Below are 16,945 nucleotides of genomic sequence, written 5' to 3' on the forward strand. Positions count from 1 at the left end.
CGCGTCAGCACGACTTCAGCAGCCACTCCCGAAACGCCACCAGCGACGGCAGCGTGTCGTTTTCCGGCGGGTACACGAGGTAGTAACTGCGCTGGCTGGTGATCGCGTCGCCGATCGACACGAGCTCGTTGCGGCTCAGTTCGTCTTCCACCAGCACCTTCGGCACGAGGCCGATCCCCATCCCGGCCCGCACGGCCTGGATCAGGTGCGACGTCAGCTCGAAGCTCGGGCCGATCCGCATCTCGCGATGATCGAGGCCGAAGTGCGAGAACCATTCCGCCCATGCGTGCTGATTGCTCGTCACGCCCAGCAGCGTCTGCCCGACCGCCCATGCCGGCGCGCGCGGGCCGGCCTTGCGGCGCCCGGCCGCATCGGGGCTCGCGATCGCGATCAGGAACTCGTTGTACAGCCGGTGCGCGTGCAGGCCGGGCCAGTCGCCCGCACCGACGGTGATGGCCGCGTCGAGATCGTCGGTATGGAAGTCGATGCCACCGATCCGCGAATGCAGGTGCACGGTCACGCCCGGATGCGCGGCATAGAAGTCGTGCAGGTGCGGCAGCAGCCATTTCGAGCCGAAGGTCGGCAAGGTCGCGAGCCGCAGCGTGCCGGCGCCGGCCTGGTGCGACATCGCCTGCAGCGTCGCGCCGCGGATGCGCCCGAGCGCGCCGCTCAGCTCGACGAAGTAGCGCCGCCCGACTTCCGTCAGCTTCACGGAGCGGCCCTCACGCCGGAACAGCGGCACGCCGAGCTGATCCTCGAGCGTTTGCACCTGCCGGCTGATCGCACTCTGGCTGAGCGACAGCTCGTCGGCCGCGCGCGTGTAGCTTTCGTGGCGCGCGGCGGCCTCGAACACCAGCAACAGCGACATGGACGGGGTTAGGCGACGGTAATTCATGAGTTTTATGCAAGTTTTGCCGGGCGAGAATTCGTTTGTTTCTCGCGTTGATTCGCAAGATACTGGATTTCCGCGTGGCGTGGAATCTTGCTCAAAACTCATGTTTCTGATCGAGACCGCGCGCCGGCCTCATCCATCTCGCGCATTCATCCCATGTCGATCGCTCCGTTGCCCCGTCCCGTCAGCCCGCCCGAGGGCCGTTACCGCGACTTTCTCGCCGCCCTCCAGGCCGCCGGATTCGCCGGCGAAATCCGCGCGGACCATGCGAACCGGACCGTGCAGGCGACCGACAACTCGATCTACCAGCGTCTGCCGCAGGCGGTGATCTATCCCGCGCATGCGGAGGACGTGCGGCTCGTCGCGCGCCTGCTGGCCGACCCGGCGCACCGCGACGTCGCGGTGGCCGCGCGCGGCGGCGGCACGGGCACCAACGGGCAGTCGCTGACCGACGGTGTGGTCGTGGACCTGTCGCGCAACATGAACCGGATCCTCGAAATCAACGCCGACGAGCGCTGGGTGCGCGTGCAGGCAGGCGTCGTCAAGGACCAGCTCAATGCGGCGCTGAAGCCGCATGGTCTTTTTTTTGCGCCGGAGCTGTCGACGTCGAACCGCGCGACGGTCGGCGGGATGATCAACACCGATGCGAGCGGGCAAGGCAGCTGCACGTACGGCAAGACGCGCGACCACGTGCTCGCGCTCGACTTCGTGCTGATGGGCGGGGAGCAGCTGCACAGCGACGCGCTCGCGGACGACGAGCTGGAACGCCGCTGCGCGCGCCAGGACCGGGTCGGCAAGGTCTATCGCACCGCGCGCCGCATCAGTGACGACAAAGCCGCGCTGATCGACGCGAAGTTTCCGAAGCTCAATCGCTGCCTGACCGGCTACGATCTCGCGCACCTGCGCGAACCGGACGGTCGCTTCAACCTGAACAGCGTGCTGTGCGGCGCCGAAGGCTCGCTCGGCTTCGTCGTCGAGGCGAAGCTGAACGTGCTGCCGATCCCGAAGGTGTCGGTGCTGGTCAACGTGCGCTACGCCGGCTTCATGGACGCGCTGCGCGATGCGCGCGCGCTGCTCGCGCTCGAGCCGCTGTCGATCGAGACGGTCGACTCGAAGGTGCTGATGCTCGCGATGAAGGATTTCGTGTGGAGCAGCGTGGCCGAGTATTTCCCGCAGGACGAAGCGCGTCCGACGCTCGGCATCAACCTGATCGAATTCAGCGGCGATGATGCTGAGGAGGTCGATGCGCGCGTGCGTGCGTTCGTCGAGCATCTGCGCACCGATACGAGCGTCGAGCGCCTGGGCCATACGCTCGCGACCGGTGACGAGGCGGTCAAGCGCGTGTACGCGATGCGCAAGCGCGCGGTCGGCTTGCTCGGCAACGTGCAGGGCGAGGCGCGCCCGCAGCCGTTCGTCGAGGACACCGCGGTGCCGCCCGAGAACCTGGCCGCGTACATCGCCGAATTCCGCGCGCTGCTCGACGGCCACGGGCTGCAGTACGGGATGTTCGGCCACGTCGACGCGGGTGTGCTGCACGTGCGCCCGGCGCTCGACATGAAGGACCCGAAGCAGGCCGCATTGGTGCGGCCGGTGTCGGACGCGGTGGCCGAACTCACGCAGCGGCATGGTGGCCTGTTATGGGGAGAGCATGGCAAGGGCGTGCGCTCCGAATATGCGCCGGCGTTCTTCGGCGAACTGTATCCGTCGCTGCAGCAACTGAAGGCGGCGTTCGATCCGCACAACCAGTTCAACCCGGGCAAAATCGCGACGCCGCCGGACCACACGCTGCGGCTGCTGAAGATCGACGAGGTGCCCACGCGCGGCGACCACGACCGGCAGATCGACGAGCGCGTATGGCAGAGCTACGGCACGGCGATGCACTGCAACGGCAACGGCGCGTGCTACAACTTCGATCCGGACGACGCGATGTGCCCGTCGTGGAAGGCGACGCGCGAACGGGTGCAGTCGCCGAAGGGGCGCGCGTCGCTGATGCGCGAATGGTTGCGCCTGCAAGGACAGGCCGGCATCGACGTCGTCGCGGCGGCGCGTGCGCGGCAGCCGTTCCTGCGCGGTCTCGCGGCCCGCTGGCGCAACAGCCGCGCCGCGCGCAACGGGGAAGCCGACTTCTCGCACGAGGTGTATGACGCGATGGCCGGCTGCCTCGCGTGCAAATCGTGCGCGGGGCAGTGCCCGGTCAAGGTCAACGTGCCCGAGTTCCGCTCGCGCTTTCTCGAGCTGTATCACCAGCGCTACCTGCGGCCGGTGCGCGACTACCTGATCGGCTCGCTCGAATTCACGATGCCGTGGATGGCGCGCGTGCCGGCGCTGTACAACGGGCTGATGCGTGCCGGCTGGGTGCGCACGCTGCTCGAGCGGCACGTCGGCATGGTCGACAGCCCGCTCCTGAGCCGCTTCGATCTCGCGGCCGTGATCCGGCGGTGGAACGTTCGGCCGGCCGATCCGCACGCGCTCGCCGCGCTGAGCGACGCGCAGCGCATGCGCAGCGTCGTCATCGTGCAGGACACGTTCACGCGCTATTTCGACACCGAGCAGCTGGCGACGCTGATCGAGCTGGCCGCACGCATCGGCTTCCAGGTTTGGCTCGCGCCGCTCGCGCCGAACGGCAAGGCGCTGCATGTGCAGGGCTTTCTCCGCGCGTTCGAGAAGGCGGCGATTCGCAACGCGACGCAACTGGCGGCGCTCGCGCGCTCGGGTGTCGCGCTCGTCGGCCTCGATCCGGCGATGACGCTCACCTATCGGCAGGAATACCTGAAGGTGACGGGGCTGGCCGACGTGCCGAAGGTCGCGCTGCCGCAGGAGTGGCTGCTGCACGCGCTGCCGGAAGCCGGCGCGGACGCGGGCGCTGCCGATCTTTCGGCAGCGTACCGGCTGCTGCCGCATTGCACGGAGAAGACCAATGCGCCGGACAGCGGCAAGCAGTGGGCGCAGGTGTTCGCGCGCCGCGGGTTGCGGCTGGCGGTTCAGGCGACCGGATGCTGCGGGATGTCGGGGACCTACGGGCACGAGGCGCGCAACCTGCACACATCGAAGACGATCTATGCGCAATCGTGGGCTGCGCATGTCGATGCGCCGCAAGCGCAGGGCGAAGCGCTGGCGACCGGCTATTCGTGTCGGAGCCAGGTGAAGCGCATGTCCGCGCGGCAGGTGCGTCATCCGCTGCAGGCGCTGCTCGATCACGTGCGTAATGGACTGTGACGGCCGGTCGAATCGTCGATGCGGGGCGCGCCGACGGTAGTGTGCGGAGCACGGCGCGCAAGCGTTCGGCATGGCCGGTGCCGGCATGGTGCCGGACACCGGAGCGGCGGACGGGTTCCGCATGCGGCTGGGCTCGCAGCTTGCAAGCACGCGCTTCACGCACGTATGCCGTTGTGCCGGCAACCGGCACGGGAGGCCGAATCGCGCCGCCTGTAATTAGTAGATGATGCCGAGCAACACGGCCTTGACGATCGCTTGCGTCTTGTTGACCGAGTTGAGTTTCTCCATGATGTTCTGCATGTGGAAGGTGATGGTTCGCTCCGAGATGGAAAGAATGGAGGCGATTTCCAGCGCGGTCTTCCCGTCAGCGGCCCATTTCAGCACTTCCTTTTCGCGCGTGGTGAACGGGCCCATTTGCATCGCGGCCGCCGGCGCGTCGACCAGGCGCGAATTCACCGCGTGAGCGGCGTGCGCCAGATAGATCAGCCGGCTTTCCGTGGCGGCAAGTTCGAGATCCGAAATCGGGTCCGCGCTTCGCGCGACGCTCCACATCGCGATGCGCCCGTGCTTGTCGCGGATGGGCTGCGACCAGCCGTGCGCAACACCATGCGCCTTCGCTTCCTCCCAGAACGATTCATCGGCGCACGCGTCGACAGGCCATACAAGCGGTGACGTATAGATTAGCCCGTAACGAACGACGGGGTCGCGTGCGAAATAGTTTCCCTCGATATAGCGCTGTTGCCAGGATTCCGGATAGGTATTGCGTGTACGGAACGTGGGCCGCGTCACGGGTAGCGGGTCGCGTGCGCCGTAGGCGCACATTTCAAAATCGAGCGCGCGTGCCTGTGCGGCAACGATTTCGAATACATCGTCGAAGCTCAGCGCGCGCGACAACGTCGTCATGACGTCTTCTCTCCATGCATCCACAACAATCTCCAAATAGCGTGTAGTGTCAAACGCACGCGGTCGATGACCAGGCCGCGTGCGCGGACGACATGTTCGCTGCGCATGGAGCCGGGAAGCTCGAGCCCGCGCGCAACACAGTGATTCAGGAGGTTTCCGCGGCGTGTCGATATCGACTGGCTGAATCAGTCGGGGAAGAAGCGTGAAACTCTTCGAGTGCCACCGACGTGATGCACCCGGTTCCGGCCGGATGCTGTTGTGTGTGTTGTTCTGGAAAGCGCGCTGACCCCGGCGCCTGAAGTGCTGCACGAATGCTTTCGCCGGGTGCATGCACGGATGCTTCGCACGTGCGTGATGCAGAGCCGGTTGCGTCGTCGTTGCATGGCGACGACCCGCCGACGTCCGGCCGGCAGACGAGCCGTCAAGCGTCGAGTCGAATCTGAATCTTCAGCGAAGCGCTCGATCGTGGTGTAGTCGAGCGTTGTCGACGGCGTGGTACGGCGAACCGCCGTTTGTTCTTGTCGGCTACGCGCATCTCGTGTGCTGCGCGCACGTTGCCTCTTTCATGCGGTACGGCATGCCCGCACGATCAGTCGAGCCAGATCGGCACGATCGACAGCGCGAGCAGGAGCCCCAGCGTAACGTTTGCGATGCGCCAATGACGGTCGGTCCGCAGCGTGCGGCCGAGCAGCACGCCGGCCGTACACCACAGCACGAGGGAAAAGATCGCCGCGATGCCGAATGCGATCCCGAGTATCACGGCGAGGTGCATCGGGTCGGGCGTCAGCGCCGCGAACGACGCGGCCGCGCCGAGCGCCATCGTCCATCCTTTCGGATTGAGCCACAGCAGCAGCGCGCCACCGAGGAAGCTGGTCGGCGTTTGCGATGCATTCACGTGACTCTTGGGCGCGCCGCTCGACGCGATTTTCCACGCGAGCCACAGAAGGTAGGCGGAGCCCAGCACTTTCATGATCAGTTGCAGCGCCGGCACCGCGTGCAGCAGCCCGGCCAGCCCGGCCGCCGAGATTGCCGCGAGCGATGCGAGGCCGAGCGCGATGCCGCCGAGCAGCGGCACGCTGCGCCTGAACCCGAACTGCGTGCCCGACGCCGTCGCGAGCGTGGTCGCGCCGCCCGGCGTGATGGTGGCGACGATGACGAACACGATCAGTGAGAACAGCGTCTGGGACATGGTTGGACAACCTCGTATGAAGAGCGGGCGGCTTTGGAATCCGTCTTGGCGCGAACGGGATCGGGTGCCTGACAAACTCTAAAAGTCTTTCGCAAGCTAGGGTATGGAATGTTTATAATGGGCCTATTAGCGTTGCTAATACTCTATTTCTCCCCATGCCCCGCAATCTCGATACGAGTCTGTTGCGCACCTTTGTCACCGTTTCGCGTCGCTCGACCATGACGGCGGCCGCGCACGCGCTGCATCTGACCCAGGGCGCGATCAGCCAGCAGATCAAGCGGCTCGAGGAGTGCTTTGGGCAGCGGCTGTTCGATCGCTCGCAGGGGCGCCTGAAACTCACTGCCGCGGGTGAACGTCTGCTCGAGCGGGCGGAGCAGCTCGTGCGGCTCAACGACCGCATCTGGGACGACATGAGCGAGCCGGTATTTGCCGGCGTGCTGCGTGTCGGCGCGCCGTCCGATCTGGTCGGTACTTATCTCGCCGGCGTTTTCAAGGCGTTTGCGCACCACTATCCGCACGTCGAGATCGCGCTCGTCAATCTTGCGTCGGTCGAACTGTCGGCCGCGTTGCTCGATGGAAGAGTCGATATCGCGGTGATCGAGCAGCCGGCGAGCGAGCCGGGCGGGGAGTGCCTGCGCATCGAGCCGCTCGCGTGGGTCGGCGCGGTCGGCGGCAACGCGCACTTGAAGCGGCCGCTGGCGGTGTCGATCGTCAGCGACGCGTGCGTGTTTCGCCCGGCATTGTTCGACGCATTGACGCAGCACGAGATCGCGTGGCGGACGGTGTTCGAAAACGGCGACATCGAGGCGACGAAGGCGACCGTCCGGATGGACATGGCAGTGACCGCATGGCTCGCGTCGACGGTCCCCGCCGATCTGCAGACGCTGCGACCGGCGCAGGGTTTGCCCACGTTGCCGGATTTCGCCGTGACCTTGCATCTGCCGCCATCCGGAACCACGCCGCTGGTCGAGGAAATGGCGAACTTCATTCGCAACGGTTTTCTCCACGCACCGTCCGTTGGCGATGGCAGGTTGTTGTCCGGTGCGGCCGATCGCGCGGCTTGAGCGCGTGCTTCACATCCGGCCGTCGCCGGACGCCGCCCGCCTGTAGGTCCTTCCAGTATCGCCACGCGTAGCCGCGCTATAGGATCGATGCCGAGATTCGGTTGACGGCATCGCGAAGTGTGCGTACGTACTGCACGCGTTGCGATGCACGTTCGACCACACTTCGGCTTTGCGCCGCTTCCCCGTTTCCGCCAGTCGATTTTTCCCGAGGCATTCCATGACTATCTGGTTGCTGCAACTCATGCTCGTGATCGCGTGCTGCAACGTCTGCGGCCGTGTTGCCGAGCGGCTCGGCCAATGTGCGGTCGTCGGCGAAATCGCGGCCGGGCTCCTGCTCGGCCCTTCGCTGTTCGGCGCGATCGCACCGGATTTCTACGATGTGCTGTTCGGCCCGCGCGCGCCGTCCGCGATGGCGCAGGTCGGTGAGATCGGGCTGGTGTTGCTGATGTTCCAACTCGGGCTGCACATGGAATTCGGCGTCACGTTGCGCGGTGGCCGGTGGCGCGTGCCCGTCGCCGTCGCGATCGGCGGCTTGTGCATACCGGCCGCGATCGGCATGGTCATCGCGGTCGTGTCGAAGGACACGCTTGCGATCGACGCACCGTGGCTGCCGTACGTGCTCTTCTGCGGTGTCGCGCTCGCGGTGTCGGCCGTGCCGGTCATGGCGCGCATCGTCGACGATCTGCGGCTCGGCGCGATGAGCGGCGCGCGGCATGCGATGTCCGCGGCGATGCTGACGGATGCGCTCGGCTGGATGTTGCTGGCGACGATCGCGTCGCTGTCGAACGGGCCCGGCTGGGCCTTCGCGCGCATGCTCGCCAGCTTGCTCGTGTTTCTGGCGGTGAGTGCGTTGCTGGCGCGCTTCGTCGTTCGCCCGCTGCTCATGCGGTTGGCGCAGACGGCGCACGCGACGCGCGACCGGCTGGCGGTGTTGTTCTGCTTCGTGCTGGCGTCGGCGGTCGCAACGTCGCTGATCGGTTTCCATAGCGCGTTCGGGGCGCTGTCGGCGGCGCTGTTCGTGCGTCGCGTGCCGGGGCTGGACGTCGAGTGGCGCGAGAATGTCGAGGGCTTCGTGAAGCTCGTGCTGATGCCGGTGTTCTTCGCGTACGCCGGGTTGCACGCGTCGATCGGGATGATCGACGATGCGTCTTCATGGATGTGGTTCGGCGTGTTTCTCGCCGGCGGGTTCGCGGGCAAGTTCGGCGGCAGCTACGTCGGTGCGCGCGTGACGGGGCTTGCGCCGCGCGATGCGATGCTGGTCGGCTCGTTGATGAATACGCGCGGCTTGATGGAGCTGATCGTGCTGTCGATCGGGCTGCAGATGCAGATTCTTCCGACCCGCGTCTATACGATCCTCGTCATATTCGCGCTGGTGACGACGGCGCTGACCGCGCCGCTCGTGCGGCTCACGCTGCGCGCGCATTCGCGCACGGCCCCGGCGATGCAGATCGTCGGCGAGTGACGGGGGCGGCGCGTATCGCGAAGCGTATCCGGATGCGTGCCGCGCCACGCGACGACAGCGTCGATTGCGTCAATCGCGTACGACGGCGTCCCACGCACGCTTCAACCGGCGAGCGGCCTCTTCGGCACTCTGTTCTCCCAGCATCGAATACGACACGCGCAGCGTGTCGCGTTCCGGATCGGATGCATAGAATGCGTTGCCGGGCACGAACACGACCTTTTCGCGGATGGCCGCTTCGAGCACCTTTTCCGCCTGAACTTGCCGCGCGAAGCGGCACCACAGGAACATCCCGCCTTCGGGTTCGTTGAACGACAGGTCGTTGCCGAAGGCGTCGCGCAATGCCTTCGTCAGCGCGTCGCGGCGCGTGCGATAAGCGGTGCGCAGCACGTCGATGCGGGACGCCAGGCGGCCCGACGCGAGATAGCGCGCGACGATGTTCTGCGTCAGCGTCGACGTGTGCAGATCGAATGCCTGCTTCGCGACGGCCATCGGCGGACGCAGCGCCGCGGGCGGCACGATCCATCCGACGCGCACGCCGGGCGAGAAGACCTTCGACAAGGTGGACAGGTAGCACACGGTGCGGTTGCCGCCCGGCTGCTGCGAAGCGATCGACAGCAGGCTCGGAATCGCCGCGCCGCTGAAGCGCAACTGGCCGTACGGATCGTCCTCGATGATCGCGCAGCCATGACGCTGCGAGAGTTCGACCAGGCGGATACGCTGCGCGAGCGGCATCGTGTAGCCGGTCGGATTCGCGAAATTCGGCGTCAGGTAGATCGCCTTGACGCCGCCGCGCTTCAGTTCGCGTTCGACCTGGTCGAGATCGAGCCCGTCCGGGCCGCCGTTGATGCCGTCGACCTTCGCGCCGATGAACTGGAATACCTGCAGCGCGGCGACATAGGTCGGCCGCTCGACGAGTACGCGATCGCCCTGGTCGAACAGCACGCGCGCAACGAGATCGAGCCCCTGCTGCGATCCGGACGTGATCAGCATCGATTCCGGCGAAGCCGGTATGCCGAGCGTGCCGGCCCAGTTGCCGATCTGTTGGCGCACGCCCGCTTCGCCTTCGGTGAGGCCATACTGGAACAGGTCGCGGTGCTCGTCGCGCAGGATGGCGCCGAGTGTGTCGTCGATGCCGTCCATGTCGAACAGGTCGGAAGCGGGAATGCCGCCGGCCAGCGAGATCACGTCCGGATTCTTGCTGAACTCCAGCAGCTCGCGCACTGCGGAGGACTTGATGCCACGCGCGCGCATGGCCAGCACGATGTCGTTCATGGAGGTGCCTGTTGTCGGAAATGCCGGCGCGCAGGGCCGCCGGAAGTGAAAAAGGCCGGCAGGTTCGTCGAACCGGCCGGCGGATGGGAAGTGTGTCGAGCGAATCGCGCGCGAAGCACGATTGCCGTCGCTCAATCGAACATGCGCCAGCCGTCTTCCTGGTGGATCAGGAACAGGCCCATCGTGCGTCGCGTCGACGTACAGCGCTCGATCGCATGCAGGTTCTTGCTCTGGAACAGCGTCAATTGACCGGGCTGCGGCTTCAGCATGATCTTCGCGGCCCTTTCGAGCGCGGCGATCGCACCGGTTTCACGATATTCGGCATGCATCTCATCGAGTGCGGCGCGCGATTCCGGCCGGTTGTCCCACATCACCATGCCTGCGTCGTTGTCGGCGCCCTGAATGGTCAGGAACCCGCCGAGCTGCCGTGGAAACGATCGCTTCAACGGCCAGTTCGCGGTGTCGCGCCCGTAGCTCACGTCGTCGCAGTGCGGCGCGAAGTTGAACGGCGCCTCGAAGGGTTCGTACACGCGTCGCGTCGCCAGCAGGAACTCGACTTCGTAGTCATGCCCGATCGTCAGCGGCTTCGCGTCCAGCGCATCCGCAAACAGGCGAACGAAGCGGGTCGTACGCAGGCCGTCGTTGACGCGACAGGCGATCCCGAAGTATTCCGCCGCCTTCGAAACGAGCTTGTCCCCCTGTTCGCGCTGAAGCTGGCCGAGCGTCACCGACGTGGCGACGATACCCGCGTGGTGGGCGTTTTTCGTAAACGGCGAACTCGAGAAGCCCTCGTCGTCCCACCATGCGTCGCGCTCGCCGTCGGGCACGATGTCCATGACGATGGCGTCGGCCTCGTCCGCATCGAGCGCGTGAACCGCCGAGGCGATGGTCATGCGCTCGGCGCGCGCCGCGGTGCCGAAGCGCATCAGTTGAGCTGGGTAGGTATGCTGCATGATGCCTCCACGTATGCGGAATGATTAGGATTGCGGCATAAGGCAGTCGCCCTTGCCCAGTTCGGACAATGCCGGTTGCCTCAATAGACGGTAAAGCTCCGCGGGTTTCGGCTCGGATTCGGATCGCCGGTACTTCGGAAACAGCAGCAGGCCGCTCGTGCCGGCGACGAGCGGCGCGCCGTCCCGCATGCCGAGCCGATCCCCGGCCCGGATCGGCTGGAAATTTCGCAAGCCTGCGTCGAGCCTGACCTCGCCGTCCGGATAGGGGACGATGTGCGCCCACGTATAGATCGGATTCGCGCACGCATCGACGGGCGGCAACGAAGCGCCGTGGACGACCGCGCTGACGGTGGTGATTGCGTCCAGGCACACGCGCACGCCCGCCGCGATCTGGTAGAGGCCGAAGCCCTTCTGGCCAAGCTCGATGCTCAGCGCGACGCCGTCGCCCTGCTGGATGAATTCGTCCGACGTGCAGCCGCCTGCGGACGCGCTGGAAAACGGCCTGCCCCAATGCGTGACGACGGGCGTGTCCGGTGCGATCGCGTGCGCCAGTTGCAGGCTCGTCGGGTGGTAGTTGAAGACGAAGAACGGCGCTTCCGACGGCTCGATCGTCTGATGCAGATCGACGCAGAAGCGGGCGCGCCTCATCACCGGCTCCATCTCGCGAGCGCGCCGGTCGTCGGCCGTGTCGCGCCCGGCGCGACCGAATGTGCGGTTCAAGTCGCGTTCGACGAAGCGCGTGCCGCGCCGCGCGGCGTCGACGTTGCCCAGCAGAAAGCCGATCGACACCGACGGCGCCAGCACGCCGGCCTCCACGTAGCGGCAAAGCGCATTGAGCACGGGGAGTCCGGCGTATTCGTTGCCGTGTGTGAGCGCGATGAACAACAGGTCGAATCGCGGCTCGTGTGCCGCGTTCGCGTGGGGCGGATGGATCACGAAGCCGAAGCGCTCGACACGCTCGACGCGGGCGCGACCGATCGTGCTCGACGCGGCGAAACGTTCGAACGCCGCGATCTCGGCCTCGAGCCGACTGCGCGCGGGGTCGCCGCCCGCCGTTGAAGCGATGTCTGTCATCAGTGAAACATCCGCCATTGACCGTCATGCCATACCAGGAACGATCCGAGCGTGCGGCGCACGGTCGTGCATTGCTCGACCGCATGCATGACGCGCGTGTTGAGAATGTTCAGCTGTCCGGGCCGTCCGTTGATGGTGACGCTGCGCACGCGGTCCAGACGATCGATGCGCCGGGTTTGCGCGAATTCGCTCATCAGTTCGTCGAGCTCGGCGCGCGTCGCGGGCCGGTAGTCCCACATGACGAGGCCGGCGCTGTTTTCCGCGTCCTGGACCGACAGGAAGAGCGAGATCTGATCGTAGCCTTCGTCGTAACCGTCCTTGATCGGCCAGTTCAGCGGTTCGCGGCCGAAGTGGATCGCGTCGCAATGCGGCGGGACGCTGTAGAGCCCGTTGGGCACCGGCTGATATTCCCGTTTGGACACCAGCGGGAGTTCGCCCCAGTCGCCGACCCGAACCGAATCCGCGCCGAGTTCGCGGGCGCACAGTTTGACGAATTCCGTGTCGCGCAGCGCCGCATTCGTGCGGCCTGCATAGGAGAAGTAGTCGATCAAACCGGGGATCAACTGCTCTTTCACCAGCCGCTGGGTCGGCCCGATCGCGAGCCCCGACTTGCCGGCGCCGGCGAAGCTCTGGTGCTGCGTGACCGGCGGGAAGGCCGGATCGTCCCACCATCGGTCGAGCGCGCTCGGGTCGACCAGATCGACAAGAACCGCGGCGGCCTTGCGATCGCGAATCAGCAATGCGGCATCGGCGAGCGTGAGATCCGCGTGCTCGACCTGCTTGTCGAAATCGTAGATTTCGGCGCGATAGTGCTTGTTCAAAGCGAATTCCTCCGAGGAGAAGGCGATTCAGGACAGTGATCTCGGGACTACCGTGCGGCCACGCTCATGGATTCGAGCAGTTTTTCGCTGAAGACGCGAAGACACGGATATTCGAACAGCAGGCGCACCGGCACGTCGTGGCCGAGCTGTCGCTCGAGCTGGGTGCTCACCAGCGCGGCGGAAATCGACGAGCCGCCGATCGTGAAGAAGTCGTCGTCGGGCGTCACGGCGTCGCGGCCGAGGACGCTCGCCACGACGGACGCGACGACGTGGTCGACGCGCCGGACATGAGGAATCTCGATAGGCTGGATCATGGGTTGGCACCGGTCGAATGACGAACGGCGCGCCGCGCCGTTCGCCGGTTTCATGGCCGCGGGTGCGGTCGGTCAGGCGTAGGACGGTTGCTGCGCGAAGCTCACGCCGCGTGCGTTGCGCTCGACGCGGCGGTTATGCCCGAATCGATCCTCGCCGGAGACGAGCACGACGCCGAACTTGTCGAGCGAGATCTTGCTGCCGTATTCGTCGACGGTATCGGTGTCCGGATAGACCTTGACCGCGGCCGGCACGTAGCGGCTCGCGTAGCCGAGCCGGGTCTGGTCGACCGTCGAGTTCGGAAACGACGAGTGCATCAGCGTCGACCAGAAGATCACGAACTGGCCGGGCTTCATCACGATCGACACGGCCTTGCTCTCGTCCGGCTTCCAGTCTGGATCCTTCTGCAGGCTGCGATAGTCGTAGCCGAAGAAGCCGCGCTTGATGCCGTCCTTCTCGAGCGCATTGATGTTGGACGGATCGAATTGCATCTTCCGCGACTCGTCGTAGAACATCTCTTCATGCGTGCCCGGCACGAACCGCAGACAGCCGTTTTGCTCGGTCGCGTCGGTCAGCGCCGTCCATACCGTGATCGCGCCGCCGAAACGCTGGTCGCCCGGCCACACGATCTGCGGCTGGCCCGACGCGTGCGCGAACGTGTCGGCCTGATGCCAGTCGGTCCCTTCGTCGCCCGGATACTTCGGGAACATCTCCGAACGCCAGCAGATGACGTCGGGCCCGAGAATCGAGTTGAGCCGCTGGACGATTTCCTGCCGGCCGATATGCTCGCTCAGCAGATTGACGTCGAGGTGGCGGTCGTAATTGGCGATCGGGCTCGTCGGCGGCAGGTCGTACACCGCGTATTCACGATCGAACAGCTGCGCGCGGATCGTCCTGTAGCGCTCGCGCGCTTCCTCGGGCGAATACAGCGTGAACGGGCCGATGTAGCCTTGCGCGCGAAAAGTGGCGATTTCCTCGGGCGTCAGTCGAAAGTTCTGCATGGAGCTGCTCCTGGTCGAATCGATTAAATGCATCCGCTTCGAACGGACGAAGCGGTGTTCGGGAAATGACGCACGCGCTTACGCGAGTTCGGCGGCCGCGGCTTCGTAGATGCCGGCCCAGCCGTCGATCGTGGGCGCAGCCATCAGCTTGCTGGTCGGCACCCGCACCTGCAGCCGGTTTTCGATCTGAATCTGCAGTTCGACGATCGTCAGCGAGCTGGCACCCCGGTCGAAGAAATCCTCGTCGCCGCGCAGGTCGGCGAAGCCGAGCGTGTCCCGGCAGGTCGAGGCGATCATGTCGGGGATGGCAACAGTTTTTTCAGTCATTACGTTCTCCGGATTTTCAGATGGGACTTGCGAGTCGAACCCGATCGACCTTGCCGTTCGCGTTGACCGGTAGTTCGGCGCACACGGCGATGGCGTCGGGAATCATGAAACCAGGCACCAGCTTGCGCAGTTCGCCGCGAATGAACGCGGCCATGTTGTCGCGCTGTTCGTTGGTCTGGACCGTGGCGACCAGCAACTTTTCGCCGTTCGGGTCTTCGCGAACCTGGACGACGCATTCCTCCACGCACGGCAAGCGCGCAACGAGTTGCTGCACCTCGTCGAGGCTGACGCGGTAGCCGCGGATCTTCGCGAGCCGATCGCGCCGACCGACGAATTCGAGCGTGCCGTCCGCACGGCGCCGGACGATGTCGCCGGTGCGGTAGAGCCGGCCAGGTCCGGACGGATCCGGCACGAAGGCCGCGCGGGTCGCGTCGGGGTTGTTCAGATAGCCGAGCGCGACGCCGTCGCCGCCGGTGTAGAGCTCGCCTTCCTGCCCGTCCGGAACGGACGCGAGATCGCCGTCGCCGCGCACGACATGCACCGACGTGCCGGTCACGGGCGTGCCGATCGGTACGACGCCGTCAGGCCGGTTGTCGCGCGTCATCACGTGGCAGCACGTAAACGTGGTGTTTTCGGTCGGGCCGTATCCGTTGACGACGGTGATGTCGGGGAACGCGTCGAGCGCGGCATTGACCGCGTCCGGATGCAGCACGTCGCCGCCCGCCAGCAGCACACGCACGCCGGTCAGCATGGCCGGATAGCGGCGCACGACGAGATGAAACAGCGCGGCGGTCAGCCACATCACGCTCACGCGCTGTTCGCGAATCAGCTGCGAAACGGCATTGGGATCGAAGATGGCGCCGTCGTACACCACGAGGCGCGCGCCGTTCAGCAACGCGCCCCAGATCTCGAACGTCGACGCGTCGAAGGTGATAGGGGACAGCAGCAGGAATGCATCGCCCGGCTCGATCGCGATGTAGTTCGGCCGATCGACGAGCCGCACGACGCCGCGATGCGGCACCACGACGCCTTTCGGCTTGCCGGTGCTTCCCGAGGTAAACATCACGTAGGCCGGTGCGTCGCCATCGTGCGAGGCGGCGGGCGGCGGAGCGTCGGCAGCTTCGGCATCATCGGCCGATCTGTCGTTTGCGAGATCGGCGACGTGGATGACCGACAGTCCCGACTCGCGCAGCGAGTCGTCGCCGACTGCCGCGATCGCGTGCCGCGCCGCACTGTCACGTGCGTACGCGTGTTTGACCGCAGCGGGGTAGTTCGGATCGAGCGGGACGAAGGTCGCGCCGAGTTTGACGATCGCCAGCATCGCGATCACGGCGTTCGAGCAGCGCGGCAGCATCAGCAGCACGGGCGCGCCCTGCGTGACGCCATGCCGCGCAAGCACCGCGGCAAGCCGGTTCGCGCACCGGTCGAGTTCGCGGTAGGTGAGCGGCGCCGTGTGCGCCGTTCCCTCCAGTGCGATGCGCTCCGGCGTGCGGCGCACCTGCTCGGCGAAGCGGCCGTCGATGGTCGAGTGGTTCATTGAACAGTTTCCGATCGGTTGGCTTGCGTTCCGAAGAATTGCAGCAGCGTGTCGGTCATGGCCGGCTGCGCGCGACACAGCTCGTAGTGGTCGCCGTCGAATTCGTGCACGCCGGTCGCATCCGGCAGGTGCGCCACGATGATGTGTGCGCTTTCCGGCAGCACCTGTCGATCGCTTCGCGTCGCGATCACGAGCGTCGGCTGCGTGACGGTGGCGGCTTCGTCGAGGAAGTCGGTGCGCCGGTACGCGACGTAGTTCAGTCCGTAGCGGTGCAGGTGCGCCGCGCTCGAGAACGGCACCGAGATGAACGAATGAAATTCGGATTGCGGCGCGCTGCGGCCGGACGAGATCTTGTCGAACAGCATGCCGGCCATTTCCTTGCTCGTCGCCGCGACCGGCAGGAGCACGTCCACTTCGCGCTGGAAGCTGCTCGGCGGACAGACCGACGGCTTCAGCATGAATTCGCCGCACACCAGCGCGAGCCGGCGAACGCTGTCGGGGTAGCGCGCGGCGGCCAGCAGGCCGACGCCGGCGCCGGAGCAATAGCCGATCACATCGATCGGGCCGTCGTGACCGACGCGGTCGTTCGCATGCGCGGCGACCGTCACGAGATCGCGCACGTGGTATTCGACGTCGAATGCGTCGTCGGTCGCATCATCCTGCAGGTCGAGCACGAACCGCGATTCCCACGTGATCACATTGAAGTGCGGCTCGAGCGCGTTGCACAGTCGTTCGACCATCGCATGACGCACGCCGAACGGCAAAACGAGCATCAGGTTGCGTCGGCCGGTCGAGCGTTCCGTATGAAACACTCGCAGGGGCCGACCGTCGAAGGCCGGAATGGTCTCTCGCTGCATGGGACGAATATCGTAGGGAAGGAAGGGCGTCGCCGCGTCGCGCGGGACGGCATGCGTTGGGACCG

15 protein-coding genes are annotated in these 16,945 nt (G+C 66.0%); 3 read left to right on the forward strand and 12 right to left on the reverse strand.

The genetic code is table 11. The features are described 5' to 3' along the window. Positions 1-4 precede the first annotated feature (4 nt). The gene (locus ACP26O_RS31550) at positions 5-895 is read right to left on the reverse strand and encodes a LysR substrate-binding domain-containing protein (protein WP_105830246.1); all 891 of its coding nucleotides are present in this window, start codon (positions 893-895) and stop codon (positions 5-7) included. A gap of 153 nt (positions 896-1,048) precedes the next feature. Here ACP26O_RS31550 and ydiJ point away from each other — a divergent pair, with 153 nt between their 5' ends. Then, on the forward strand, positions 1,049-4,108 hold the full coding sequence (ydiJ, locus tag ACP26O_RS31555) for a D-2-hydroxyglutarate dehydrogenase YdiJ (protein WP_175666369.1): 3,060 nt from the start codon (positions 1,049-1,051) through the stop codon (positions 4,106-4,108). Between the two features lie 216 nt (positions 4,109-4,324). Here ydiJ and ACP26O_RS31560 read toward each other — a convergent pair whose 3' ends face one another. Both ACP26O_RS31560 and ACP26O_RS31565 read right to left on the reverse strand, forming a co-directional pair. Continuing rightward, positions 4,325-5,011, reverse strand: a complete 687-nt coding sequence (locus tag ACP26O_RS31560; RefSeq protein WP_011660922.1) for an autoinducer binding domain-containing protein — start codon at positions 5,009-5,011, stop codon at positions 4,325-4,327. A gap of 589 nt (positions 5,012-5,600) precedes the next feature. Continuing rightward, the gene (locus ACP26O_RS31565; protein WP_011660923.1) at positions 5,601-6,200 is read right to left on the reverse strand and encodes a LysE family translocator; all 600 of its coding nucleotides are present in this window, start codon (positions 6,198-6,200) and stop codon (positions 5,601-5,603) included. A gap of 218 nt (positions 6,201-6,418) precedes the next feature. On the opposite strand from ACP26O_RS31565, the gene ACP26O_RS31570 reads away from it, so the two are divergent. Together ACP26O_RS31570 and ACP26O_RS31575 are read left to right on the forward strand one after the other, a co-directional pair. Next, positions 6,419-7,264, forward strand: coding sequence for a LysR family transcriptional regulator (locus tag ACP26O_RS31570; protein ID WP_244099090.1), 846 nt, complete (start codon positions 6,419-6,421; stop codon positions 7,262-7,264). Positions 7,265-7,481: 217 nt separating this feature from the next. Continuing rightward, the gene (locus ACP26O_RS31575; RefSeq protein ID WP_175666367.1) at positions 7,482-8,726 is read left to right on the forward strand and encodes a cation:proton antiporter; all 1,245 of its coding nucleotides are present in this window, start codon (positions 7,482-7,484) and stop codon (positions 8,724-8,726) included. Between the two features lie 69 nt (positions 8,727-8,795). Here the strand turns inward: ACP26O_RS31575 and ACP26O_RS31580 are convergent, their stop codons facing one another. The 9 genes from ACP26O_RS31580 to ACP26O_RS31620 all read right to left on the reverse strand — a co-directional run bounded on the left by ACP26O_RS31580 (position 8,796) and on the right by ACP26O_RS31620 (position 16,835). Next, positions 8,796-9,998: a PLP-dependent aminotransferase family protein gene (locus tag ACP26O_RS31580; protein WP_175666366.1), complete on the reverse strand. Its 1,203-nt coding sequence runs from the start codon at positions 9,996-9,998 to the stop codon at positions 8,796-8,798. A gap of 131 nt (positions 9,999-10,129) precedes the next feature. After that, on the reverse strand, positions 10,130-10,951 hold the full coding sequence (locus ACP26O_RS31585; RefSeq protein WP_175701418.1) for a hypothetical protein: 822 nt from the start codon (positions 10,949-10,951) through the stop codon (positions 10,130-10,132). Between the two features lie 24 nt (positions 10,952-10,975). Beyond that, entirely contained in the window at positions 10,976-12,025 is a 1,050-nt protein-coding gene (locus ACP26O_RS31590; RefSeq protein WP_175666364.1) for a succinylglutamate desuccinylase/aspartoacylase domain-containing protein, read from the reverse strand. Next, a complete protein-coding gene (locus ACP26O_RS31595) occupies positions 12,025-12,846 on the reverse strand; it encodes a hypothetical protein (protein ID WP_175666363.1) in 822 nt (273 codons plus the stop codon). Before ACP26O_RS31595 ends, ACP26O_RS31590 begins: the two co-directional genes overlap by 1 nt. A 47-nt stretch (positions 12,847-12,893) precedes the next feature. After that, a complete protein-coding gene (locus tag ACP26O_RS31600; RefSeq protein WP_228910379.1) occupies positions 12,894-13,214 on the reverse strand; it encodes an acyl carrier protein in 321 nt (106 codons plus the stop codon). An 18-nt stretch (positions 13,215-13,232) separates the two neighbouring features. Continuing rightward, the gene (locus ACP26O_RS31605) at positions 13,233-14,159 is read right to left on the reverse strand and encodes a chlorinating enzyme (RefSeq protein WP_006749751.1); all 927 of its coding nucleotides are present in this window, start codon (positions 14,157-14,159) and stop codon (positions 13,233-13,235) included. Positions 14,160-14,237: 78 nt separating this feature from the next. Continuing rightward, positions 14,238-14,486 (reverse strand): acyl carrier protein, encoded by a 249-nt coding sequence (locus ACP26O_RS31610; RefSeq protein ID WP_011660930.1) that lies wholly within the window; start codon positions 14,484-14,486, stop codon positions 14,238-14,240. 16 nt (positions 14,487-14,502) lie between these two features. Continuing rightward, positions 14,503-16,023, reverse strand: a complete 1,521-nt coding sequence (locus tag ACP26O_RS31615; protein WP_175666362.1) for an amino acid adenylation domain-containing protein — start codon at positions 16,021-16,023, stop codon at positions 14,503-14,505. Further along, positions 16,020-16,835: an alpha/beta fold hydrolase gene (locus ACP26O_RS31620; protein WP_244103943.1), complete on the reverse strand. Its 816-nt coding sequence runs from the start codon at positions 16,833-16,835 to the stop codon at positions 16,020-16,022. Before ACP26O_RS31620 ends, ACP26O_RS31615 begins: the two co-directional genes overlap by 4 nt. Positions 16,836-16,945: the final 110 nt, after the last annotated feature.

It is taken from the genome of Burkholderia sp. R-40 (assembly GCF_049942845.1).
GTDB lineage: Bacteria > Pseudomonadota > Gammaproteobacteria > Burkholderiales > Burkholderiaceae > Burkholderia > Burkholderia ambifaria.